General features: G+C 42.0%; 30 protein-coding genes. 18 read left to right on the top strand and 12 right to left on the bottom strand.

Going from position 1 to position 23,607, the window contains the following annotated elements; genetic code table 11:
• Nucleotides 1-165: 165 nt before the first annotated feature.
• Complete coding sequence (locus JOC33_RS12595) at nt 166-627, top strand: DUF2188 domain-containing protein (protein ID WP_205092870.1); 462 nt, start codon at nt 166-168, stop codon at nt 625-627.
• A gap of 108 nt (nt 628-735) precedes the next feature.
• Here JOC33_RS12595 and JOC33_RS12600 read toward each other — a convergent pair whose 3' ends face one another.
• Nucleotides 736-1,728 (bottom strand): NADPH:quinone oxidoreductase family protein, encoded by a 993-nt coding sequence (locus JOC33_RS12600; protein WP_205092871.1) that lies wholly within the window; start codon nt 1,726-1,728, stop codon nt 736-738.
• A 133-nt stretch (nt 1,729-1,861) separates the two neighbouring features.
• Here JOC33_RS12600 and JOC33_RS12605 point away from each other — a divergent pair, with 133 nt between their 5' ends.
• Nucleotides 1,862-2,341 carry a ferritin-like domain-containing protein gene (locus JOC33_RS12605; RefSeq protein WP_205092872.1) on the top strand — a complete coding sequence of 160 codons (480 nt, stop codon included), beginning with the start codon at nt 1,862-1,864 and terminating at the stop codon, nt 2,339-2,341.
• A gap of 100 nt (nt 2,342-2,441) precedes the next feature.
• On the opposite strand, the gene JOC33_RS12610 is transcribed toward JOC33_RS12605, so the two are convergent.
• Entirely contained in the window at nt 2,442-3,113 is a 672-nt protein-coding gene (locus JOC33_RS12610; RefSeq protein WP_205092873.1) for a peroxiredoxin, read from the bottom strand.
• A 175-nt stretch (nt 3,114-3,288) separates the two neighbouring features.
• Here JOC33_RS12610 and JOC33_RS12615 point away from each other — a divergent pair, with 175 nt between their 5' ends.
• The 7 genes from JOC33_RS12615 (at nt 3,289) to JOC33_RS12645 (ending at nt 7,867) form a co-directional block, all read left to right on the top strand.
• Nucleotides 3,289-3,489, top strand: coding sequence for a YwbE family protein (locus tag JOC33_RS12615; RefSeq protein WP_205092874.1), 201 nt, complete (start codon nt 3,289-3,291; stop codon nt 3,487-3,489).
• A 394-nt stretch (nt 3,490-3,883) separates the two neighbouring features.
• Nucleotides 3,884-4,477 (top strand): CalY family protein, encoded by a 594-nt coding sequence (locus JOC33_RS12620; protein WP_205092875.1) that lies wholly within the window; start codon nt 3,884-3,886, stop codon nt 4,475-4,477.
• Between the two features lie 129 nt (nt 4,478-4,606).
• Nucleotides 4,607-5,521, top strand: coding sequence for an amyloid fiber anchoring/assembly protein TapA (gene tapA / locus JOC33_RS12625; protein WP_205092876.1), 915 nt, complete (start codon nt 4,607-4,609; stop codon nt 5,519-5,521).
• A 5-nt stretch (nt 5,522-5,526) separates the two neighbouring features.
• A complete protein-coding gene (sipW, locus tag JOC33_RS12630) occupies nt 5,527-6,102 on the top strand; it encodes a signal peptidase I SipW (RefSeq protein WP_205092877.1) in 576 nt (191 codons plus the stop codon).
• A gap of 63 nt (nt 6,103-6,165) precedes the next feature.
• Complete coding sequence (locus tag JOC33_RS12635) at nt 6,166-6,819, top strand: TasA family protein (protein WP_205092878.1); 654 nt, start codon at nt 6,166-6,168, stop codon at nt 6,817-6,819.
• 191 nt (nt 6,820-7,010) lie between these two features.
• Nucleotides 7,011-7,577: a class D sortase gene (locus JOC33_RS12640; protein WP_205092879.1), complete on the top strand. Its 567-nt coding sequence runs from the start codon at nt 7,011-7,013 to the stop codon at nt 7,575-7,577.
• Between the two features lie 35 nt (nt 7,578-7,612).
• Complete coding sequence (locus tag JOC33_RS12645) at nt 7,613-7,867, top strand: hypothetical protein (RefSeq protein ID WP_205092880.1); 255 nt, start codon at nt 7,613-7,615, stop codon at nt 7,865-7,867.
• Nucleotides 7,868-8,282: 415 nt separating this feature from the next.
• Here JOC33_RS12645 and JOC33_RS12650 read toward each other — a convergent pair whose 3' ends face one another.
• The 7 genes from JOC33_RS12650 to JOC33_RS12680 all read right to left on the bottom strand — a co-directional run bounded on the left by JOC33_RS12650 (nt 8,283) and on the right by JOC33_RS12680 (nt 13,937).
• Nucleotides 8,283-8,516 (bottom strand): hypothetical protein, encoded by a 234-nt coding sequence (locus JOC33_RS12650; protein ID WP_205092881.1) that lies wholly within the window; start codon nt 8,514-8,516, stop codon nt 8,283-8,285.
• A 70-nt stretch (nt 8,517-8,586) separates the two neighbouring features.
• A complete protein-coding gene (locus JOC33_RS12655; protein WP_205092882.1) occupies nt 8,587-9,222 on the bottom strand; it encodes a hypothetical protein in 636 nt (211 codons plus the stop codon).
• A gap of 121 nt (nt 9,223-9,343) precedes the next feature.
• Nucleotides 9,344-10,258 carry a ketopantoate reductase family protein gene (locus tag JOC33_RS12660; RefSeq protein WP_205092883.1) on the bottom strand — a complete coding sequence of 305 codons (915 nt, stop codon included), beginning with the start codon at nt 10,256-10,258 and terminating at the stop codon, nt 9,344-9,346.
• Between the two features lie 75 nt (nt 10,259-10,333).
• Nucleotides 10,334-11,299: a D-alanyl-D-alanine carboxypeptidase family protein gene (locus tag JOC33_RS12665; RefSeq protein WP_205092884.1), complete on the bottom strand. Its 966-nt coding sequence runs from the start codon at nt 11,297-11,299 to the stop codon at nt 10,334-10,336.
• A gap of 305 nt (nt 11,300-11,604) precedes the next feature.
• Nucleotides 11,605-13,284 (bottom strand): cbb3-type cytochrome c oxidase subunit I, encoded by a 1,680-nt coding sequence (locus JOC33_RS12670; protein WP_205092885.1) that lies wholly within the window; start codon nt 13,282-13,284, stop codon nt 11,605-11,607.
• Nucleotides 13,285-13,301: 17 nt separating this feature from the next.
• On the bottom strand, nt 13,302-13,769 hold the full coding sequence (locus JOC33_RS12675) for a cytochrome c oxidase subunit II (protein ID WP_205092886.1): 468 nt from the start codon (nt 13,767-13,769) through the stop codon (nt 13,302-13,304).
• 15 nt (nt 13,770-13,784) lie between these two features.
• Nucleotides 13,785-13,937, bottom strand: a complete 153-nt coding sequence (locus tag JOC33_RS12680) for a cytochrome c oxidase subunit 2A (protein WP_239534172.1) — start codon at nt 13,935-13,937, stop codon at nt 13,785-13,787.
• 265 nt (nt 13,938-14,202) lie between these two features.
• On the opposite strand from JOC33_RS12680, the gene JOC33_RS12685 reads away from it, so the two are divergent.
• Nucleotides 14,203-14,559, top strand: coding sequence for a cupredoxin domain-containing protein (locus JOC33_RS12685; RefSeq protein ID WP_205092887.1), 357 nt, complete (start codon nt 14,203-14,205; stop codon nt 14,557-14,559).
• Between the two features lie 194 nt (nt 14,560-14,753).
• Here the strand turns inward: JOC33_RS12685 and JOC33_RS12690 are convergent, their stop codons facing one another.
• The 3 genes from JOC33_RS12690 to JOC33_RS12700 form a co-directional block, all read right to left on the bottom strand.
• Entirely contained in the window at nt 14,754-15,056 is a 303-nt protein-coding gene (locus JOC33_RS12690; protein WP_205092888.1) for a hypothetical protein, read from the bottom strand.
• A gap of 301 nt (nt 15,057-15,357) precedes the next feature.
• On the bottom strand, nt 15,358-16,365 hold the full coding sequence (gene mreBH / locus JOC33_RS12695; RefSeq protein WP_205092889.1) for a rod-share determining protein MreBH: 1,008 nt from the start codon (nt 16,363-16,365) through the stop codon (nt 15,358-15,360).
• 135 nt (nt 16,366-16,500) lie between these two features.
• The gene (locus JOC33_RS12700) at nt 16,501-16,632 is read right to left on the bottom strand and encodes a YflJ family protein (RefSeq protein ID WP_205092890.1); all 132 of its coding nucleotides are present in this window, start codon (nt 16,630-16,632) and stop codon (nt 16,501-16,503) included.
• A 183-nt stretch (nt 16,633-16,815) separates the two neighbouring features.
• On the opposite strand from JOC33_RS12700, the gene JOC33_RS12705 reads away from it, so the two are divergent.
• The 8 genes from JOC33_RS12705 (at nt 16,816) to JOC33_RS12740 (ending at nt 23,261) form a co-directional block, all read left to right on the top strand.
• On the top strand, nt 16,816-17,562 hold the full coding sequence (locus tag JOC33_RS12705) for a YkgJ family cysteine cluster protein (protein ID WP_205092891.1): 747 nt from the start codon (nt 16,816-16,818) through the stop codon (nt 17,560-17,562).
• Entirely contained in the window at nt 17,549-18,187 is a 639-nt protein-coding gene (locus JOC33_RS12710) for an MOSC domain-containing protein (RefSeq protein ID WP_205092892.1), read from the top strand. Before JOC33_RS12705 ends, JOC33_RS12710 begins: the two co-directional genes overlap by 14 nt.
• Before the next feature lie 257 nt (nt 18,188-18,444).
• Nucleotides 18,445-19,272: a CAP domain-containing protein gene (locus JOC33_RS12715; protein ID WP_205092893.1), complete on the top strand. Its 828-nt coding sequence runs from the start codon at nt 18,445-18,447 to the stop codon at nt 19,270-19,272.
• 336 nt (nt 19,273-19,608) lie between these two features.
• Complete coding sequence (locus JOC33_RS12720; RefSeq protein ID WP_205092894.1) at nt 19,609-19,980, top strand: DnaJ family domain-containing protein; 372 nt, start codon at nt 19,609-19,611, stop codon at nt 19,978-19,980.
• A gap of 149 nt (nt 19,981-20,129) precedes the next feature.
• A complete protein-coding gene (locus tag JOC33_RS12725; RefSeq protein WP_205092895.1) occupies nt 20,130-20,852 on the top strand; it encodes an ABC transporter ATP-binding protein in 723 nt (240 codons plus the stop codon).
• Complete coding sequence (locus tag JOC33_RS12730; protein ID WP_205092896.1) at nt 20,849-21,871, top strand: ABC transporter permease; 1,023 nt, start codon at nt 20,849-20,851, stop codon at nt 21,869-21,871. The genes JOC33_RS12725 and JOC33_RS12730 overlap by 4 nt, the downstream gene beginning before the upstream one ends.
• A 27-nt stretch (nt 21,872-21,898) precedes the next feature.
• A complete protein-coding gene (locus JOC33_RS12735) occupies nt 21,899-22,558 on the top strand; it encodes a TetR/AcrR family transcriptional regulator (RefSeq protein ID WP_205092897.1) in 660 nt (219 codons plus the stop codon).
• Nucleotides 22,559-22,595: 37 nt separating this feature from the next.
• Nucleotides 22,596-23,261, top strand: a complete 666-nt coding sequence (locus tag JOC33_RS12740) for an SOS response-associated peptidase family protein (protein ID WP_205093092.1) — start codon at nt 22,596-22,598, stop codon at nt 23,259-23,261.
• Nucleotides 23,262-23,607: the final 346 nt, after the last annotated feature.

Consider the following 23,607-nt stretch of genomic DNA (forward strand, 5'->3'; position numbering starts at 1 on the left):
CAACAAGTAGTATTGTTTTTCAGGGAAGAAATTATGATGGTAAACGTGGTGTATATCGGTGACAGACAACCCAGATTTTGGGGTAATTCCACCATGGATGTTTACGTTCCTGTTTAATGCGGAAAATAAGTGACAAGAAAAATTTTATGTGGAGGTGTATGTAAAATGCCTTGGGACAAAAAGGATTATCCAAGTTCATTAAAAAACCTGAACGAAGCGACGCGGAATAAAGCAATTGATATTGCAAATGCTATGCTTGATGAGGGTTACGACGAAAATCGCGCCATACCAATTGCAACCAGCCAGGCAAAAGAATGGTACGAAAATGCAAGTAACAAAGAGCGCGAAGAAATGAAGGATACATCTAATAAAGATTTAAAAGAGCGGGATGAAGAGGACGAACAATATGAAAATCGTCCTGAGTTGCTTGACCGCGGAGAACACGTTGTAGCTCATGATGATGGTTGGGCTGTCCAGGCGAAAGGTGCAAAAAAACCGGATAAAGTTTTTGAAAATAAACAAGATGCCATCGACCGTGCCAAGGAAGTAGCCGAAAACAAAGGAACAAAGGCAGTCATTCATAAGAAAAACGGTGATGTGCAGGATGAATATACCTATAATAGCTAGGCTTTGGAAGGTCTCTCTACTCAGAGGGGCCTTACTTGATAGTAGGTGAGAGGAAAGGATGAGGAAAGTAAAGGAACGCCGTGCTTAGCCGGCGTTCCTTTTTACTTTCTATATTTTTACGATTGTTCTGCCTCTTGCTTGTCCTTCAAGAAGCGTGTTGAAGGCATCAGGCAATTCGTCTAGCGTGATTTCATGCTTCATTTTATCCAGTGCGTTCTTTGGCTTTAAATCCGAAGCAAGTCGGTTCCAAATTTGCCGTCTTATCGTCATCGGGCAATTGACGGAGTCAACACCTAGCAGGCTGATTCCTCGTAAAATGAAAGGAAAAACGGTGGCGGGGACGTCTGTTCCACCCGTCAGTCCGCTTACAGCTGCCGCACCCCCATACTTAAGTTTGCTTAAAATGGCAGCGAGGTTTTCCCCGCCTACCGGATCGACAGTACCTGCCCAACGTTGTTTATCCAATGGCTTAATTTTTCCATCGTACACATCCTCACGGGTAATGACTTCTTGGGCACCAAGTTCTTTTAGGTAATCATGTTCGCTGTCTTTCCCCGTACTGGCGACAACCTTATAACCAAGCTTAGCTAACATGGAAATTGCCATGCTGCCGACACCTCCAGTTGCACCTGTAACAAGAATACTGCCGTCTTCCGGACGAATGCCTGCTTCTTCTAAACGATGAACGGACAATGCTGCAGTAAAACCGGCCGTACCGAATACCATTGATTCCTCCAGTGTCATACCATCTGGGAGTTCGACAATCCATTGCGATGGAATACGCGCATATTCTCCATAGCCGCCATCGTGAGAGACACCTATCTCATAGCTTGTGGCGATCACTTTATCCCCTTCACGAAAATGCTCCGAATCGGATTCCACTACCTCACCGGCTAGGTCGATGCCGGGGGTCACCGGATAACCCTCCACAATTTTGCTGTTCTTCACACTAGCCATGGCATCCTTGAAATTAACGCTGGAGTAACGTACTCGTATCAGAACATCACCTTCAGGAAGGTTTTCTAACGTTTGTTCGGACACTCCTGCGGAAAAATCTTCCCCGGATTGATTGACTCGAAATGCTTGGAAAGTTGTACTCATTTCGGACTCCTTTCTTTATGGAAAGTATCCAAATATGTACCCTTAAGAAAAAATTGTAAAACCTTTACAAAGACATGTTTGATGGGGGCCTGCCATATAAATATGAATAGGCATAAAAAGGGAGGGGTTTGCGATGTATTATCCGTATTATTATCCCTATTATCAAAATTATCAAAATTATCAATACCAATACCCACAGGCAGACCGGCAAAATCAACAGCAGCTGCTTCAAAGTATTACGCAGGCGATTAACGGGGAGTACACTGCTGTTCAATGTTATGCAAAATTGATTGAACAGGCACCTACGGATGAGGAAAAAAGACAAATCCGAGAAATCAGACGGGACGAACAAAAGCATTTACGGCAATTTAGCAGAATTTACACCAGTTTAACAGGATCCAAGCCGGATCCGCAGCAAATTGAAGAATGTCCAGGAACTTATCGAAGAGGATTGGAAGCAGCCTTCAAGGATGAACAGGAAACCGCTGACTTTTATTTAGATATCGCCGATCAGGCAAGCGATCCTTACATTCAGCAAGTGTTCCGCAGGGCATCCGCAGACGAACAAAACCATGCTGTATGGTTCCTATATTACCTCACCAGAAGACGATAAATGATGGAATTTTCTGGTTCTCCCGGGGTACAAACTACTTTTCCCCAGGAGAACCAGATGTTGGAATCAAAGCCGACCTGACAAGGTCGGCTTGTAAAATTTATAAATCTTTCTTACATAAGTACCAGTCTACACATTCGACCCCTTCTTCTTTATCCCGGGCTTTTACATCCTTCATAGTGGTGGATGGTGGGACGATGACTTTATCACCTTCCTGCCAGTTGGCAGGTGTAGCAACACCGTGTTTATCAGTGGTTTGCAACGCATGGACCGTTCTAACAATTTCTTCCATGTTTCTGCCAGTGGTAAGCGGGTAATAAATAATGGAGCGGATTTTTCCTTTGTCATCAATAATAAATACAGCACGGCAGGTCTCCGTAGTACTTTCCTCAGGCATTATCATCCCATATTTCATAGCGACATCTTTGTTTAAATCGGCTATAACAGGAAACTCGATATCTACATCAAAGTTTTCTTCGATATTTTTTATCCAGGCAATGTGCGCGTGCACACTGTCAATACTTAATCCCAGCAGTTCCGTGTTCATTCTTCGAAGTTCATGGTAAATTTTTTGGAAACTCACTAACTCAGTCGTACATACGGGGGTGAAGTCGGCCGGATGGGAAAATAAGACAAGCCATTGCCCCTCATAATCCCTCAGTCGCAAAGTTCCATGTGTGGTATTTGCCTCAAAGTCAGGCGCTTTTGAATTGATGCGTGGCATAGTCCAGCTTTCTTTATATTCAGGTCGAGAATGGAGCTCCTTCATCATCTGAACATCCTTTCCTGAAAATAGGTAGTATTATTTTTGTTCCCGTTCGTAAAATCGGTAAAACGGTTAGTTGGATATTTCCGTAAATTGGCATTCCCATAAAGGGACTTGCAGCCGTGAGTAATTATAGTCACAATAGATAATGAGAAAAAACTAGAAGGGTTTGTGAAAATAGATGAGCAAAAGCGGCCAAGAGCGGAAAGACATCCACCCAGGAGCAGAAGTCGATATTGTTTTGAAAAAAGATCAGCGCACAGGAAAAGCAACCAGGGGAATCGTCAAAGACATCCTTACTAAGTCCCCACAGCACCCACATGGGATAAAAGTCCGCCTTGAAGATGGACAAGTAGGAAGAGTGAAAACTGTACACGAATAAAAATCATAGCGTTATTTGAAGGATAAAGGTCAAGTTGTCGATAGATAACTTGATCTTTTTTTACGTGGATTTTGCTTACAAAGCCTGGAACCCTTGGTATGGTAGTGTTTTGTTGTTCTTTATATAGAATTATTAGTTCTTAAAAAAGTAAAAATATAAGGAAACAGCTGATAATGAAAGAAAAAGAACGTGTGATGTTCTTTATATCGAAATTTCGGTCTATTTTCAAGGTTTTAAATCTAGGAACTATGACATATACTCAACTTGTAAGGTTCTTAAAAAAGAACAAAAACATCTAACATTACGAACTTAAGAAACATTATTTGTTTGTCCCTCTTATGCCTAAACGCATAAGGGTTCAATATAAAAAATAAATTTTAGGAGGAATCGATTCATGAGTATTAAAAAGAAACTGGGTATGGGTGTAATGACAGCGGCAATGGGGCTATCTTTAATTGGTGGAGGAACTTACGCGTACTTCAGTGATTCAGCGGAGGCATCTGGATCATTCGCTGCAGGTACTTTAGATTTAAGTGCAGATCCAACAACAATTATAGATGTGGAAAACCTTAAGCCTGGGGATACAATGCTCCGTTCATTTGATTTGGTAAATGGAGGAACGTTGGATATAGCTAGTATTAATTTAGATACTTCTTACACTGTAACAGATGCTAATGGAAACAATGTTGATGATTTCGGTAAACATATTCGTGTTAATTTTTTGATTAATGCTGACAAACTAGATGTACCAATTTTTAGTACTACCTTGAACGAATTACAATCAATGTCACCTGATGTTATAGAAGGAAATATTTTTGGAGCTTGGTTTGCTGAAAGGGGAGGCAACCTTGCTGCAGGAACAAGTGATAAACTCTATGTACAATATGAATTTGTAGACAACGGTCAGGATCAAAACCAATTCCAAGGGGATTCTTTAGAATTAAAATGGACGTTTGAAGGCAAACAAGGAGCAGGCGAAGCAAGATAATGATCCAAAGCTGAGAAGCAGATTGCTGCTTCTCAGTACCTTATTTATTGGATATATTCCCTTTTCTTTTAACAGTATTTAAATCTTAAGGAAATATATTCAGTCATACTACATAACGGAGATGAGGGAGTGGTTGAAGTGCTGTTATGGAAAATAAAAAAGTTTAGAAGAAAAAATCGCTCTCTGGCAATACCAATTAAATTAGTTAGTATACTTTATTTGCTAACAGTTATTTTATCGTTAGCTACGTCAGATACTGGAGCTTTTTTTCATTCCAGATCAAATACAACATCAACGATTCAAGCGGGACACTGGGTAGAAGAACCACTATGGGATAAAAGTTCCCTAAAGTTCGAAAAAGCCGATTCTAAAACTATAGAAGCAGTTATGAATCAGGAATGTGGCCCTTTGGAAATTTCTACAATTATTACGAATGTTGGAAGCGATATGAAGGGTTCCACTGAATATGAGGTCTACTTTGCCAAAAAAGGTAATCCAAAAAAAGGGAAGAAAATCAGTGAAAACAAAATAGAGATAATCAAGGCTAATCAGTCAACAAAATTACAATTCGTCGCCAAAGAACCTGGAAATTACAAGTTCCACGCCCTTCAACGTCCAGGACATGGAAATAAAGAGAATGAAAGACATGACTTATGGAGTGAAACAATTACTGTGTTATGTAAAAAAGCGGAGAAAAAACAAACATTAGCTCCAGATCAAAGTGATTCACAAGAAGAAAAAGCTAAAGAAGAACCTAAAAAGACCAATGAACAACCTGTAAAAGAAGAAAAAGCTGAAATGCCAGCTGAACAACCAACTGAAAAAGAGAAGGAAGCAACAAAAACAGACGCCAATAATAATCCTACAAAAAAGAATACGGATGATAAAGCAACCGAACAAATGAAAAAATCAGCACCAACTCCAAATACAAATGAGAGTACCAAAGATGAGGCAGCAAAAAAATCAAAAAGTGATACTCAAGATGAATCATTAAGTCAGAAGAGTGAAGAAAAAACTGAGGATTCCAAAGAAAATGAGGAGTGAAAAATATGAAAATTGTTAAAAAAACACTGAACTATATAGCCACTACTCTGTTAGCGATATTGCTTTTGTTTATGGTATTTATGGTCATTTCCTCCAAAGCTTCTCCTGAAGGACCAAACATATTGGGTTATCAGCTAAAAACAGTCCTTTCTGGGTCAATGGAACCCGGTATTAAAACAGGATCAATTATAGCTGTGGAACCTTTGGATAATGTAAACACGATAAAGAAGGGTGATGTTATCACGTATAAGGAAGAAGATTACTTAGTGACACACAGAGTAACTGAGGTAGTCAGTAACGAGGGGCAAACACTCTTTAGAACTAAAGGGGATAATAATGACGCAGAAGATTTGAATCCTGTCATGGCGGAGAATGTGGTCGCTCAATATACCGGGTTTACAGTGCCTTATGTTGGTTACTTTATTGAGTATGCAAAATCCAAAACGGGAAGTGCATTACTGTTATTAATCCCTGGTTTACTATTACTAGGATATTCAGGTTTTACTATTTGGCAAGTAATTTCTTCAATAGAAACTCCTTCTCGTAAAGAGGAAGAAAGTTCGGAACCTACTAAGTCCTGACAAAGTTGGGCTGCAAATTTATAGGAGGAGATGATTGTGAGGATTATTAAGGGGTACATTTTCATGATTGTAGTTCTCGTAATGTTTATTATAGTACCTACCCATCCATTTGCAGAGTCAGGTAATAGCGAGTTGAATGAAATTGATATTGCCACCAGCCCTCAAAAAGTACTTTTTAATACAGATAATTTAAAACCTGGAGATACCATAACAAGAAACCTTATTATAAAGAACGATGGCTTAAAGGATTTTAATTATCTTTTTAGCAGTAAGTTTTCAGCGGGCTCAAAGAAATTTTATAATTCTTTACTCTTGTCAGTGAAAAAAGATGGTATGGTTCTTTTCCACGGAAATTTAAAAGATTTTGAAGAATTAAAACCTCGTTTTTTACCGAATGGAAGTACTGAAACTCTTACATTTAAATTAGAAATGCCATATGAACTCGGGAATGAATACCAAGGGTTGATGACAGAAGTAATCTTTAAGTTCTTTGCAAAGGGTGAGGATGCTGACAAATCTGACCCAACAAACCCATCCAACCCGTCTGACCCAGCAACTCCTCCAAATAATAGCGGCATTGATATTCCAGTTTTCTCTGGGGGACTGCCTCAAACAGGGGAATCATTACCAACATTGTTCTACCTGATCGGTGGATTGCTTATTGCGACTGGTACAGCATTGTACGCTTCACAGCACCTTAAGAGGAGAAGAGGGTAGTGGTGATACGTCTGGCATTACTCCACTACTATCCCTCTTCATACATATTTATTTAATAAGGGAGGGGAGGAATAGACGATCTATTCCGAACACATATGAAATGGGTAGCAGCTATTATCATAATTTTTGGTATCGGTTTTGTACTCTTCCCCTTCTTTCAAAATAAATATGTAACGGATGTCCAGGATGATTTGCTGCGACAATTACATGAAGAAAAAGGAATTAACGCTGAAGCGGAAATGATCGAAGATTTTGCCAAACTGAATGACGTATTAGCCGACGGCGTAAAGGAGTCAGCATCCAGCCAGACAACCAACTTTGATAGTAATACTTCCACTCATTCAACTCCTGAAAACGGTGATTTGATCGGTGAACTAAAGATTCCTTCCATCTCCTTACGAATGCCGATTCTTGAAGGTACCAGTAAAGAAAATTTGGATTATGCGGTCGGGCACATGTCACAGACAGCGCACATTGGAGAAGTAGGTAATGCTGCTCTGGCAGCCCACAGGGGTTATTCACACGGGAGGCTGTTCAATCGGCTGGACGAAGTAGAAAAAGGTAATGAAATTATCGTTACTACCCGTACCACTACATACCATTACCGGGTGAAGCAAACATTCCGTGTTACTCCGAGTGACACTACTGTTCTGAGCCAGCCGCAGGAAGCTTCGATAATTACGTTGATCACCTGCGATCCTATCAAAAATCCAACGCACAGGCTTATCGTTCAGGCAGAATTAATCGCCGAAGGTTGAACGGTGAAAATTTCATATAAAATGGAGGTCATGAGATGATTCGCTTAATTGATGGATCCTATGTAAGCATCATTAATGGAAGATTTGTGAAACTGTTCCTCCTAGGAGAAAACCGCTGTGAAGTATTCATCAATCATGAGCGGAAAGGCGTGGCCCCGTTTGATTATATGAAGGAGCAGATCAACCTGCTGGAAAAGCGGAATCCTTCGATGAAAAAAGCTTATATTAATGATGAGATTCTTTTTAAGGAACTTGCTGGAACTGGTACAATCGTCGATTCGAAAACCTAATAGAATTGGAAAAGCGGACCCGACTTCTGTCAGGCCCGCTTTGAGCTTTAAACGTTATGAAATGTTCTAGTATATCGCCCACTGAATAGTGGATTCTTGTTATATTGCCGCGGTTCAAATTCCGTCTTGGTAGTTTTCTAACTTAGACAACGCAAGCCCTACCTCTCAAGCGTCCTTACGGCTCCGAAGCCGTTCCAGTGTGAATAAGTCTTTCAAAAACATAGCAGAATGCCAGTTTGTCACTAAATCTGTGATGGCTTTATATTGCATGCATCACATTTCCATTTCTTCTCCGTTCAAAAAACTATTAATAGCTCTAAGAAACAATAATACAGGTTTAAGCAACCATTGTCAATAGCTGTTTTTATTCTGCTGTCATTCTTGAAATAAAACTCCCAAGTACCGTTCTTGCATACTATTTATAATCTTGTTTGTATTTACCTTCTGAACCTGAGTCGTTTTTCGTTTTCCTGCCTTTCTTTTCTTCTTTCATTTCTTTGTTCAAGTCATCAACAGGAATCTGGTCTGTGTGCTGTTCATCCTGGAATTTATCTAAAATGTTGGGGTCATTACCCGGCAGGTTATTCGGCTGATCCTTCTTCTGTCTGTTGACCGGTTTGTGTTCATTATTCTTTGGCTGTTCAGCCATATATGTCACCTCAATTTTAATGATTATATTTGAGGGTATACCTTTTAAATAGAAGAGTTAAACATGCTATTCACTTTTTGAACCTGGCTACGATAGTCTGTACCCATTTTGTATGATAGAAGATATCAACAGCGGTACTGATGATGAGGCCATGCAGGATAACGCCGAAAATTGTAAGCAGGACCACTATTAAATGGCCAATGCTGGTAGTGGGTTCAAATGGTGTCCTGCCGAAAAAAGTTAAAGCAACCAAGGCGCTCAGTAAGGCTTCCCAATAGCTTTCCAGTTCGGATTCCAGCTGGTAAAGAGGGATAATGGAGATAAAGACGACGACAAAGGTCACGCCGGTGACAACCAGTAAGTGTTGTCGTTTTAAATATTTGATAAAAGGCATTGTATAGTATTTGGTGATTGATTTAAGTCTGAGTAAGTGGAGGATTCTTGCAAAGCGGGCAAATTGGAACACAGCATCCAGGGGGATGGCAGCAATGACAATAAAAGGATTAGCCTTGATAAAATCCCATTTATTCTCGCTTTTTAAAAAACGGTAAACAAAGTCCACGAAGAAAACTGCCCATGTAGTCCAAACGATCAGGCTGTTATAGCCTGTTTTGTTCCAGATAGTGGCTACCGATAATGTGGCAAGCAGGATCATTGCGACTTCATAGGTGATTTGGATTTTTGATTTATTTCGGAAAATAGCCATCAGTTTTAGCCCCAGACCTTTAATTTAGAGGATAGTAGATACATAATACTATTTTACCATGAATAACAAAAAAACGTTGGCAGGACTCCAACTTCTGGAGTCCTGCCAACGTTAAAAGTGGTTAAGCGCGTTCGTATGGCTTAATCAGCCCATAAATAGATTCCAAATAGGGGAGCTTAAGGTTGACTGCTTCAGCAAGACGCAATGCTCCGCCATGCAAATGTTCCACTTCTAATGTTAATCCTTTACGCCGATCCTGATGCATGGATGAAGTAGATTCATCATCAATATTTTCTAGGCTTTCGAACGCTTTATCAACATGCCTGTAGGTAAGCGTCACACCGTTATGGTTCGCAAGTTCTTTCATTTCTTCTAAAATCATCCGGGCAATATGCAACGTTTCCGGATGATTTCGTACGCCTCCGATAGGCAGATTCGCAGCTGTAGTGATTCCGGAAAAAGAGGTAATAAACATGTATTTTTTCCATAGCTCTTCTAATATATTCGTGCTTAGTTTGCTGGACATATTAGCTTGTTCACACGCAATACCAAGTTCATCGACCAATGCTTGCTGGGATGGATGCATTGGTCCGAATACGAGGTCATGAAAGGGGCTGGAATGTACGACATGTCCATTCTCATCCAACGTTGCCATAATAAATGCGAGCCCGCCAAGTACAGCTTCTTCACCGAGTTCTTTTTGCAAGGTTTTGATATGTTCCATCCCGTTTAATACGGGCATCACTTTAGCGCCTTTTTGTACAAGCTTTTTTAACGGGTCAATCGTTCCGTAAAGGTGATAACCTTTAACAGATAAAAAGACGAAATCTGCGTGATCGATTTCTTCCGGGTCCTCTATTACACTAGGGTGAGCGTTCGAATAATCACCTTGTGTACTATGTACTTGAAGCCCGATTTCCCGCAGCTGGGCAGCACGGCGTTCACGAACTAAATAAGTCACATCATGACCTGCTTCCTCCCAACGGGATCCAAAGTAAGCCCCTACTGCACCTGCTCCTAAAACCACAATTTTCATCCTGCCACCTCCATATCATTTGGAATTATCTTAACACAAACGGGGTAAGGCACTCCAGAGATTGGAGTGCCTTACCTATTTCGGTACGTTAATGATTTTTCCAATTTCTAACTCATGTGCATTGACTTCGGGGTTGGCTGCTCGCAAATCGTCTACAGTAACACTTCCGAAGCTTGCCGCTATCTGGTTAAAGGTATCTCCTTCTTTGATTTTATAATCCAGGCTTGGCTGCTCGGGGGTTGAGGAAGCACCAGGCAGGAATATAGACTCGCCGATTTGGAGGTAGTCCGTTTTTATTCCTGGGTTTAGTGCTTTGATTACTATGACGGTAGTTCCGTTATCTTTAGCCAGGCTATACAGTGTATCGCCTGCTTCTACTGTATGCAGGTTGCTTGCAGGAATTGATAAATAGGTTTCCAGTGTGACATGTAATGAATCTACTTTCCTTGCATGATCTGTCCCGATATAACGTAAGTGCCATGGTTCGTATGTATAACCGGTAACTGCTTCTTTTCCTTCGGGATAACGGATGATGAAACCGAATTCTGAAGCATGTTGTTCAAGCCATTTTCCTGCTTCTGTTTCGCCAAAGGATTGCTCTAATTGGAAATCTACAGCAGCGCTGGTAACATCCATGGTCAGGCCGGTCTGGTGTTCACTTTCCCCAGGTTTTGCACTGAATCTGTTGGCTTCCTGTTCGCCATATTGATTTACCCAATATTGGAAGAGATCTTCCTGATAGTGATAAGATCGGTAGCCTGAAGCGGCATACAATTGCACGCCGTCCTGTTCCGCCTGGTTGAACATTGCCTCTAAAGCGTTTGCAGCTTTTGCCTGCATTTTTTCTTTGTCTCCTGAAAAATCTACCTCGGGTATCATCAGGTTCTCTGGGAAGTATGTTTCAGATAGGGATTGCTGTTTATTGACAAGCAGAATATCACTTTTGTCATGGGCGAGTCCGATGACAGGGGTGGCTAATGATAGGATTAGTGACAGTGCCATTATCAGGCGGGGTTTTTTTGTGAAAATATAATCTTTCATATCTCTCCTCCTTATGATGTCCTAGCTAATAGACTATCATCTAGCGTTTGCTTGCTAAATAGGTGAAAAGGGAAATTTAAAAAATAAGAAAAAGGTGCCATTAACCCAAAATATGGGTGTGACTGGCACCTTTTTATGGAAAAGTTTACTTATTTGCGAGCGGATGAGTGATGCGAGTTGTAACATCCAGCTCCAGCGCCTACCCCTCGTGGTCTAAAGCTAATCCTCTCTGTGACAAAGACCGTCACGGCGAGGTTTTGCTTAAGCATTTCGGGGGTGGCCAAGGCGCATTTAGCTTTTATTTACTACCATATTCTGAATGGTGGTGAGCCAGGTGGTGCATGAACAATAAGGTCTACTAACGGTATTGCATATCCAATGACGACAACGGCTAGCATGAGCACGATCCAAAGCTTCCAGTTTTCTAACCAGTATGGGGTAGGAAGTGCGTCGTCTTCTGGTGCCGCAATCGGGAATTCGGTTTTTCCTTCCGGCGCGCGGAACATCAGATGGAAAACGGCATAAACCTGAAGGACCACACCGATGATAAGCAGGGTGCCGCCGATACCTAATAAGAACTCATAAGGAATCCAGCTTAATGCTATTTCGTGTTCTCCGTATGTGGTATAGGATGTTCTTCTTGGTGCACCCATCAGACCGACTATGTGCATAGCACCTGCCATCACAGCCATTCCTGCTGTCCAGATGATTGTCTGAATCACACCCAGTTTATTCATTTTTGCAGTCAGCTGGCGCCCGGAAAGGAACGGGACAAGCCAATAGCTGATTCCGAAAAAGGTAAGGATAACAGATGTACCGACTGTTAAGTGAAAGTGTCCGGTGACCCAAAGGGTATTATGGACAACCTGGTTCAACTGGTTGCTGGTATTGACGATACCACCGGCACCCGCTGGAATGAAAGCAATCATGGCAATCATAGGTGCCAGGAAGCGTACATCGCCCCAAGGCAATTTCCTGAACCAGCCAAGGAGACCTCTCCCGCCAAGCTTTCGGCCAGTACGCTCAAATACGGCGAACATGGCGAAGGCAGTCATCAAAGAAGGGAAGGCGATGGATAGACTCATGAATACGTGCAGGAACTTCAATCCCTGAGACATCCCCGGGTCGACGATCTGGTGGTGAAAACCGCCAGGGATATTGGTGATGACCAATAATATGACTACGAGTCTGGTCAGTGTATCACTGAACAGGCGGCCCCCAATTACTTTCGGAACGGCGATATACCAGGCAGAAATCGCTGTCAGGTACCAGATGTTCACGAGGGTGTGGCCAAAGCTCCAAAATAATGTCCGGCTCAGCATAACGTTGACGGTTTCAGTCCAGCCGAACGCCCATGGGATCAACGTGATAACTTCGATTGTAACTCCGAGACTTCCGAAGAACCAGAGTACGAAAACACCCATCGCGAAGAATGCCAGCAGTGGTGTCACTTGCTTTATATTGTTCTTTTTCCATGCAGCGTAATTGATAAATGCTCCGAAGCAGCAGAGCCATACACCGAGCATGATGAAGACTAAACCGATATAAAAGTAAGGTGATGCGGCCATTGGAGGATAAAAGGTATACAGGACAGATGCATCATTCATTAGCACGGTAGTGACAACAAATGCAATTCCAACCATCATCAGTCCGAAACCGATCCAGGCAAGCTTACGCACTTTCGGCAATAATCCCCCAAGTGTATGGGATAAGCCGGCATACATGTAACCGATCGTGAAGAAGGCGGTCAAAACAATGACAAGCAGGATACCATGTGCAGTCAACACTTGATAGTAATTCAGCCATGGAGGCAGCTGCAGAAGACCGGCGCGTTCAAGTCCTTGAAGAAGTCCGAGCACTCCCCCTAAGAATAAGGCAATAAAAGCAACAGAAATATATGATAACGTTAATTGGGAATCTTGCGGGCTGACTCCAAGAACCCGTTTTGATTTTTCGGTAAGTGTTTCTTTCAATATAGCTTCCATTTGATCTGTCTCCCCCCTTATTTCACAATAATCCGTGTAGCCATCGCCTGGTGTCCGGCTCCGCAATATTCATTACAGATGACGAGATATTCACCAGGTTCATTAAATGTGTGGGAAATTTTTTGAATATGACCCGGAACAACCATTGTATTGATATTCGTATCAGCAACCTGAAAACCGTGGATGACATCTTTGGAAGTCATTGTGAAATTCACTTTTGCACCAACAGGGACTTCAATGTTGCCAGGAGTGAAACCGAATGCTTGAAGGATCATGACTACTTCATATTCATTGTCACCTATTTGTTTGACACCCGGCTCATCGAATGGAGCGGTGGTTTCCACTTTCTGCGGATCGATTGTTTCCTTGTGGCTCGGCGGCCCCATTCCCATCGCGAATGTCTGATATCCGACAATTCCCATGAAACCTAACAGCATGAAAATCCCAAAACTTAACCAGATTTTTTCGTACCGATGTAGATGCATATCATTTTCCTCCTCTCATAATCTAGCCATGTATAGCCAGAAGACCCCTGCCCACATGCCGATAATCACTGCTCCCACAACTCCAACTGAAAACAGGGTGCCTTTTAAAGACTTTTTGTTGTCTATTTCCAGATCTTCCGTCGGTTTGCCATCATGCATTGCTTTCATAAGAACATCCCCCTTGTCGTTTTGTTCACCTTAATTGTAGTTTGGATGGCAAATACAGGTAGTGAAAAAAATCACAGTGTAATTCCCAATTGTGAACGAAATTTCACAAATGGTTCCCGTCTGCTGAAAAAGCCAGTTACAGCAAGGTTTTTCTGCCAGAAAAAATTTAATTTTTAAATGGGTGTGATTTATATCAACAGGACAGAATGCAAAACGAGGTAAGATGAGGGTGTCAAAAAAATAAGGGGTCTTAGGAGGTAAGACGATGAAAAAGTTTCTGTTTACAGCAATGTTCGCAATGCTCCTGTTAACACTTGCAGCATGTGGCGGGGATAATAGCAGTGAAGCGAAAGGGGAGGCCAGTTCTGGTAATGAAGTGGAATTAGTAGCAAAGAACTGGGAGTTTGCGGAGGAATCTTATACAGTTCCGGCTGGTGATGTAACAATCAGTTTGAAAAACGAAGAAGGTTATCACGGCATCACCATCGATGGAACTGACGTAAAAATAGATGGAGAAGGAAAAGCTACAGCAAAACTTGAGCCAGGAGAGTATACAGTTAAATGTAATATTCCATGCGGAGAAGGGCATGGGGAAATGTCGACAAAATTGATTGTGGAATAATATTTTTCCATAAAAAAAGGCTTATCCCAATAGTTGGAATAAGTCTTTTTTGCACTTTTAGAAAGTTTAAATTTGTTGACGGATTTTCGCCATAAGGACTTGGCGACAAGCCAAGTTTTTCAAATTTTATATGTCACCTGCAAGGGCCTTGGCTTCAACTTATCGGGGTGAGCAAGGCGTTTCCGCTTCTATGCTTATGATTCTTTTGTCACCTTTCTGGAAAGTGCTGCGTCCACAAGCAGGATGATGGCGGTCAATGTATGCATAATCCAGCCAATTCCTGGAATTACACCAATAACATTCGCAATCATACCGACAACGCTGCCGACACTGAATCGCTTGTCTCTAATAGAAAAAATCAGGGTGATTAAGTGGAAAACGAACATGAATGCAAGTGGCTGCCAGCCAGCTCCGATAATAAAGAGACCTCCGAGAAAAGGAATAGCAAGCAATCCTTCTAATATACCGGTGATCCATTTTAATGTAGTTGAAATCATTTCATTTCACTCCTCTCGTAAAAAACAGCAAACATTCTTACTTAAATGTTTTTTCCATTATATCTTCATTATAAACATTAACAGAGCCCATGACCTCATTGAGGCATGGACTCTGTTATTAACTATCTGGGAAATTCTAAAAGTGAATGGTTGTGGATAAACCTTTATAGAGGTCTTTATCCAGCTCCAGCGCCTACCCCCTCGAGGTCTTAAGCCAATCCCCTCTGTGACAAAGCCCGTCACGTCGAGGCTTGTCTTAAGCTTGTCGGGGGTGGACAAGGCGCTTACGCTTTTGATTCTATTATTTAGCAGCTTTTTGTAATTTTTGAATCATTTTGATAGACCTGCCTGTTCCGATTGCAACAGACTCCAGTGGGTTAGGGGCAAGGTGAACAGGTACGACAATTACCTCGGAAAGCCATTCTTGCATTCCTTTCAGCAAGGCGCCCCCTCCAGTGATAATAACGCCGTGATCGACGATATCTCCGCTGAGTTCAGGAGGGCAGTCTTCCAGCGTTGCACGGATGGTCTCAAGAATTTGTTCCAAAGACTCACGAAGTGCGTTTTGGATTTCCTTGGAACTGAGTTCAACCGTTTTTGGAAGCCCGGTAACCATGTCACGCCCTCGGACGTCCATTTTTTCTTCCGGGTGATCGACCAGTGCATAACCGATTTCCATCTTAACCTGCTCTGCTGTTCGTTCTCCTATAAGTATATTGTACTCTTTGCGTACGTATTGGATGATCTCTTCATCCATTTTATCTCCACCGGTACGGATGGAGCGGCAGGAAACAACTCCGCCGAAGGAAATGATAGCCACTTCGCTTGTACCTCCGCCAATATCGACGATCACGTTGGCTACAGGCTCTTCAACTGGCAGGTCAGCACCAATTGCGGCAGCGATAGGTTCCTCTATCAAGTGTACTTGTTTAGCGCCATAGCTTTTGACGGCGTTATGGATTGCCCGGCGTTCGACGGAGGTGGATCCTGAAGGCGTACAGATGACGACCGTCGGTTTACGCATGGAAACACCAGTTTTCTTACTGGCTTTTTTCAGTAATTCTTTCAGCATTTGAGCGGTCATATCGTAATCAGCAATGACCCCGTCTTTCAGCGGGCGGACAGGAATAACATTGCGAGGGGTTTTTCCGACCATCAGTTTCGCTTCTGTCCCTACAGCAACAACATCTTTTGTGTCTGTGTTATAGGCAACGACAGATGGTTCATTCAAAATAATTCCTTTTGATTTCGAGTAAATCAATATATTAGCGGTTCCTAAATCAATACCAATTTCAGCTGTTGCAAACATGTTTAGACGTACCTCCAGTGATGACAGATTTCTTCTAATATTAATTCGACACATTTCGTCTATTTATGGGGGTGGATGAAAGGATTTTTTAAAAAACTATAAAAAGGGCAGGGATAGCCTCCCTGCCTCATTCCATTAATCTTCTTTTTCGGCTAATAGGTTTGCAAGAATGTGTTTCTTGAATTTTTCTACTTTACGTCCTTCAATACGGTTAACACCGTGTTCTTTCAATTTCTCAACGTACCAACCTTTGCTGCCTACGTGCATCCCTATCATCCTTTCTTATATTTATTCATTATCAACGAATGCGTCTGCCATTGTAACATCTCCATTCTATGAATGAAACCGTAAATATCAGGAGAAAACTTTTACAGTTGCCCGATGTAGTCTCAAGTAGCGGAAAGGGTGTATAATGATAGGAAATGCGAGCTTATTTAAAGGGGTACTACCATGAGTGAATACTTGAATCATGCTGAAATTTTAAATAGATGTGAAAAAATCAATCAGAATTATGAAGTAGACCCAGCCTTTTTTGATTCCATTATAGATGAACTTCTTGATAGTGATTTTGATACAGAGGAAGTTATCTTGAAAGGCTTCAAGCGGCTGCTTAAGGAAGTAGATTTTGAAATCGATAGAATGGAACAGCATGCCGGTATGAAGCCGAACTGCTTTATCGGATGTGCTTTCTGCTGTTATTTTCCGATAATCATTACAAAAATGGAAGCAAAAATGATGCTCAAGGAAATCGAACATTTTCCCAAAGATCGGAAGCAGAAAATCTATCAGCATTGGGAGCGCTACTTTGCCGAGCATCAGACGAAGCTGGATACAGCACTGAATATTGATTTTAATGAGGAAGATGCTAAATTAACATACAAGCAGCTGGATTTGCCCTGTCCGATGCTGGACCCGGAAACGAACACTTGCATGGCTTATGAAATCAGGCCAATTCCATGCCGGACGTATTTGAACTACGCCAATCCGAAAGTATGTGCTGAAAATCATATGCCGAAGGAACCGTTCAGCTATGAATTCCTCTATGATTACTATATGGGAGCCATGAATGAAATCATGCAGGCTCTCTATGAAAATGGGGAAGAATTATTCGTAGATTATCCGAGCGATGTCTGGAGTCAGGATTACCTTCCAGCATGGCTGAAAAGGAGAAATGAGGAAGGCGATGAAGCATTATAAGGTAACTGCCATTAGTGTAGGGAAGCCTACGATTCTTGAAACCGAAAAAGGGAAAGTGGACACAGCTTTCAGAAAGAAAAAGGTAGATGAACCGGTCTATTTGGGCAGGTTTAACTTTTCAGGAGATTTGCAGGCAGACCAGCAGCACCATGGTGGAGTCGATAAGGCAGTGTGCTTATATCCGGCGAGGCATTATGCCCATTGGGAAACAATTTATGGCCGTATTTTTCTGTATCCTTCATTTGGGGAAAATCTGACTGTAGAGGATTTGGACGAGAAACAGGCTGCAATTGGCGATATATATACATTGGGGGAAGCAGAGGTCCAGGTTACTCAGCCCAGGCAGCCATGCTATAAAATTTCACGAAACCATGGTATCGATGATTTTCCAGCTAAAGTGATGGAAACCGGTTTTACCGGATTTTATCTTCGGGTACTAAAGGAAGGAAGAGTTCATCCAGATGACCTTTTGACCCTGAAGAAAAAGGATCCGGAAGCAGTAACAATTGAGGAAGTTAATGATGTGAAATATCACGATAAAAATAACCGTTCAAAAATCAAGAGAATTCTTTCCGTGCCAGCACTGGCAGACAGTCTGCGGGCATCACTACAGGGGAAATTGTAATAGAAGATTAACATTTTGTAACAAGAATAGCCAAACCAAATTGCTGTCAATAGTTATTTTTATGAAAAATCTAGCAAAATAACGGTATTTTACCAGTTGAAATTAAAAGAAGCTTGTGGCGACGTCTTGTCAGCATAAGCTTCTTTTCTTGTTGGAAAGCAGGGTATGTGTCAATGGAAATACCTGGTGGGATTATTACAAAAACACGATGCTATTATAATCTTGTACGAAAAAACACCAAAGGAGTGGATCTTTGCATGTTAAAGAAAATTACTGCGGTCGCAGCAATGTCTATTGCACTGCTTTTCGGTGGCACAGTAACAGCTGATGCCCAATCCGGAAGCGACAATCAACAACCAGCTTATAAAGTATTCTATCAAGTCCAATCCTATGGAGGAGCCTTCAACCAAGAAGACCTTCAAAGTTTCTTGAAGGATACTTTGAAACAATACAATATTGATTGGAACCAATTAGTTCCAGTCCAGCCAAAGGAGCAGCCAAAACAAGAGCAGCCAAAACAAGAGCAGCCAAAACAAGAGCAGCCTGCTGAACCAAAGCAAGAAGCTCCTGCTAAAGAAGAGCCGGCTAAACAGCCAGAACAGGCTCCTGCACCACAGCCGAAAGAAACTCCGGCACAGCCTGCTGAGCAGCAAACACAACAAGCTCCAGCAGAAAAGCAAGCTGCAGAGCAGAACCAAAACAGTGAACTGAATGAATTTGAACAAAAAGTGGTTGAATTGACTAACCAGGAACGTCAAGAACGCGGTCTTGCACCACTGAAAGTGGACACAGAGCTAAGCAAAGTGGCACGTGAAAAGTCCGCCGATATGGCAAGTAACGGTTATTTCTCTCATACAAGCCCAACATATGGTTCTCCATTTGATATGATGAAGCAGTTCGGTATCGAATACCGTACGGCTGGGGAAAACATTGCCAAAGGGCAACGTTCTCCACAAGAAGTAGTTAACGCGTGGATGAACAGTGAAGGACACCGCAAAAATATCCTCAACAGCAGCTTCACCCACATTGGAGTCGGCTATGTTGAAAATGGTAACGTATGGACCCAAATGTTCATTGGAAAATAATAGATTAATAGAAAGAGTCTGACCTGACGTCAGGCTCTTTTTTTTGCTAACGAAAATTTTTTTGACATTCTGTTTTATCTGGAGGAAATCCCAAGGAACGTGAACCCTTTCATTAGTTTTTTGTCAAAAACAATAGTTACTATTTTCTAAAATAGTATACGGCATAAGGCTAATGAACCGTACAATGAACATTATTTTTTTTAATGACCATTTTTGAATTTTGAGGCAGTGCCCGCGGCAAGCATCCGCCGGCAAGCGATTCGTCCTTGACGTTTAAGAATTCCTGAATTTTTTATACCATCTGTTATAATAAAAACAAACAAGGAGGGAGTGCGGATGGACTTTACATCGATTGTGGAGGAAAAAATCAAACAGGCGATCAGGGATGGAGAACTCAATGATCTGCCAGGCAAGGGTAAGCCGCTCCCGAAAGATGATATGGAACACGTACCTGCAGAACTCCGGAATGGCTACAAAATATTGAAAAACGCAAACATGATTCCTGAAGAAATGCAGGTCAAAAAAGAGATGGTATCTTTAGAGGAATTGATAGCGTATTGTGATGATCCTGAACAGAAGGAAACGTATAAGCGAAAATTAAGTGAAAAACAGCTTCGATTTCAACTGATGATGGAAAAGAGAAAAATGAATCAATCTGGTGCTTACCGCCGCTACAGTAATCAGATTGGCCGCCGAATGGGCTGCTGATTGCTAAAGCCTGGTAAGCATCTTTTTTTAGAGAATCTAACTTTACTACATACATCCAATTAATGAGTGAGTGCTCACTTTACATATAGTTATGATCGAGTATAATAGAAGTGAGTAATCACTCACCAACAGAAGGAGGTTGTACTAATATGGCTAATGAAATCAAGCTTAGTAATATCGCTCATTCTTTTGGAGATGAAACAGTTATCAAAGAGGTGAATTTGACGGTTGAACAGGGGGAGATTTTTGGACTGCTTGGTCCTTCTGGTGCCGGAAAGACGACGCTCGTCAAAATCATCGTTGGTATTTTGAATCCATCCGAAGGGGAAGCGTATGTGCAGGGAACAAAAATGCCATCGCTGAAGCAGATGCGTGAAATAGGTTTTATGGCGCAGTCAGATGCTTTATATATGGAGCTGTCAGCCAAAGAAAACCTGGACTTTTTTGGGGCAATATACGGACTCTCTCCATCAGATCGAAAAAGGCGGATTGCAGAGGCCCTGAATGTGGTGGATCTAGGGAATCATATCGATAAACCAGTGGATAAATTTTCAGGGGGAATGAAACGGAGGCTTTCTTTAGCGGCAGCCATCCTTCATGAGCCGAAAGTGCTGATTCTGGATGAACCGACAGTTGGAATCGATCCAGTGTTACGCCAGTCGATTTGGAAAGAATTGAATTATCTAAAGGAAAAAGGGACGACGATCATCGTCACTACCCATGTGATGGATGAAGCTGACAAGTGTGATCGGTTGGCCTTGCTCCGTGATGGTTATGTAATCGCCCAGGGTAGTCCTGAGCAGCTGAAGCAGGAAATCAATGCAGCATCGATTGAGGAAGCATTTTTGTATTATGGAGGTGCAAGGCAATGAATGTATTTCCAATCATTAAGCGGATCCTGAGACAGTTTCGAAGGGATAAGCGGAGTATGGCGTTAATGATTGTTGCACCATTATTCATCCTGACATTGATGTGGCTGGTACTCGATAGTGAAACCTACCACCCGGATATCGCTACCATTGATGTACCGGACCCGATTGTCGAAGCCATGGAAAATCAGGATGCAGTCATCAGCCAGATGACAGAAGAAGAAGCGCTGGAAGAGTTGCGCGAACAGCAGCTTGATGCATTGATTAAATGGGAGGAAGACCACCCCATAGTCTTGCTGGAAGGCAGCGAACCTAGTGCGAATGGTGCAGTAAAACGTGTGCTCCAGGAAACCATGAAGGCAATGGGCGGCCAGCCGGATATGAATCCAGAGATTAACTTCTTACATGGATCCAGTGACTTAAACCTGTTCGATAACGTCGGCCCGGTACTAATTGGTTTTTTTGTTTTCTTTTTCGTATTTATTGTTGGGGGAGTCTCTTTTCTGAGGGAAAGAACACAAGGTACATTGGAGCGGCTGTTGTCTACTCCGCTTAAGAGGGGGGAAATCGTAATCGGTTATCTTGGTGGGTTCGGACTTTTTACTATTTTTCAGTCGATTATCATTGCAGCATTCTCCATCTATGTCCTGGATATGTTCATGTCAGGGAACTTCTGGTATGTCATGATGATCACTTTTTTAATGGCGATGACAGCACTAAGTCTTGGCACACTGCTATCTGCCTATGCCAATAACGAATTCCAGATGATCCAGTTCATTCCGCTTGTTATTGTTCCGCAAGTGTTTTTCTCAGGGATGTTCAATTTAGAAACAATGGAGCCGTGGCTCAGGGCAATTGGAAAAGTGATGCCGCTTACGTATGGGGCAGAAGCACTTCGGGATGTCATGCTGAGAGGTCAGGGGTTTTCAGAGTTTTCCCTTCAGGTCTATATCTTGGTCGGCTTTTCGCTTCTTTTCATCCTGTTGAACATAGTGGCATTGAAACGCCATCGCAGGCTATAATGGGATGGAAGAAAAGGGGGCAGCATAATGGATGAAAAAGAATATTTACAGCAACTGATTGATGCGGGAGAAACAGAACCTGAACTGACCCCGAAACAAGCTAAAATATTGGAAGCTGCCATAGAAATTTTTGCCGAAAAAGGGTACGCCGCGACTTCAACGAGTGAAATCGCAAGAAAAGCAGGCGTAGCAGAAGGCACAATATTCAGGCACTATAGAACGAAAAAAGAACTGCTTATTTCCATAGTAGCGCCAGTGATCACGAAATTTGCGGTTCCGTTTTTTGCTTCTCATTTCGTCAATCAGGTGTTCAGTGAAAAAACTGGTGATTACGAAGAGCTTTTGCGAAAAATAATGGAAAACCGCTTTGAGTTTGCGAAAAACAATGTACCTTTACTAAAAATTCTTCTCCAGGAAACGGCCTTCCATCCAGAAATCCAGAAAACATATCAACGTGTTTTCCGTAAGGAAGTTTTTCCTAAATTCGAAGAAGCGATCGGGCATTTTCAGAAAAATGGTATCCTGGTCGATTATCCGGCACCCACGATTATCCGGATGACAATGACGACGATTATCGGATTTCTTATTACACGGTTTATTGTCCTTCCGGATGCAGACTGGGATGATGAGGCAGAAATTGACCGGACGCTTGATTTTATAATGCATGGTCTTTCGGCAAGGCAATAATTATTTTTTCAAAAGGTCATAGAGAGGGTGAATGTTTGTGTGCGGACGCTATACACTGCTAGCAGAAGAGGTTGAAATCCTGAAAGAATTCGGTCTTGAGCATCAAATACCAGATTATACCCCCCGTTATAATATTGCGCCGGGGCAGAAAGTCTTAGCAATTATCCATGACGGTGATCAGAAACGTGCTGGTTTCCTCAAATGGGGTCTGGTCCCTTTTTGGGCAAAGGATCCGAAGATAGGTTATAAAATGATTAATGCCCGGAGTGAAACGGCCCATGAAAAGCCAAGCTTCAAAAATTTACTGAAACAAAAGAGATGCCTGATTGTTGCAGACAGTTTCTACGAATGGCAGCGGACAGACAATGGTAAACAAGCGAAACGGATTTCCCTGAAGGAGCGAAAACTGTTCGCATTCGCTGGTTTGTGGGATAAATGGAAGCAGGACGAAGAGGAACTATACACATGCACTATTTTAACGAAAAAGGCTAATACTTTCATGGAACCTATTCATGATCGAATGCCGATCATACTGCCAAAAGAACAGCAGGATAATTGGATTGAACCTGTGAAATGGGAGCCTGAAGAAGCTCATGATTTTGTAACACAATTGACCCTTGATGACCTGGATGCTTATAACGTCAGCGATTATGTGAATTCGGCAAAGAATGAAGGACCAGAATGCATCCAGTCACTTACGTAAGAAAAAGTTGAATGGGTGAGCGATCCATCTTGCCTTTGTTGTGAAATAGAGACCCTTCCTGCATTAAATGAGGCATGCGGGAGCACCGCGATGTAGTAATTGCTGACCAAAAAAGAGTTATCACAAAAAACTATATGAAATGAAAAACCACGTAGAAATTTTTTTGCGTGGTTTTTTCGTTATGAGCATTTTCTCTCCTAAAACAAGCTGTACAACTATGCTGACGAGACAAGAAAAAAGTGACTTTCTTAACGTTAGGAAAGCATCAATTCTTTTGCAGAGAAGCCCCCGAAGTAATGGGAATCATAAAAGACCAATCGTAGGTAGTGTATTTTTTGAACAAAGA

It is taken from the genome of Thalassobacillus pellis, from assembly GCF_016908295.1.
In the GTDB taxonomy this organism is placed as follows: domain Bacteria; phylum Bacillota; class Bacilli; order Bacillales; family Halobacillaceae; genus Thalassobacillus; species Thalassobacillus pellis.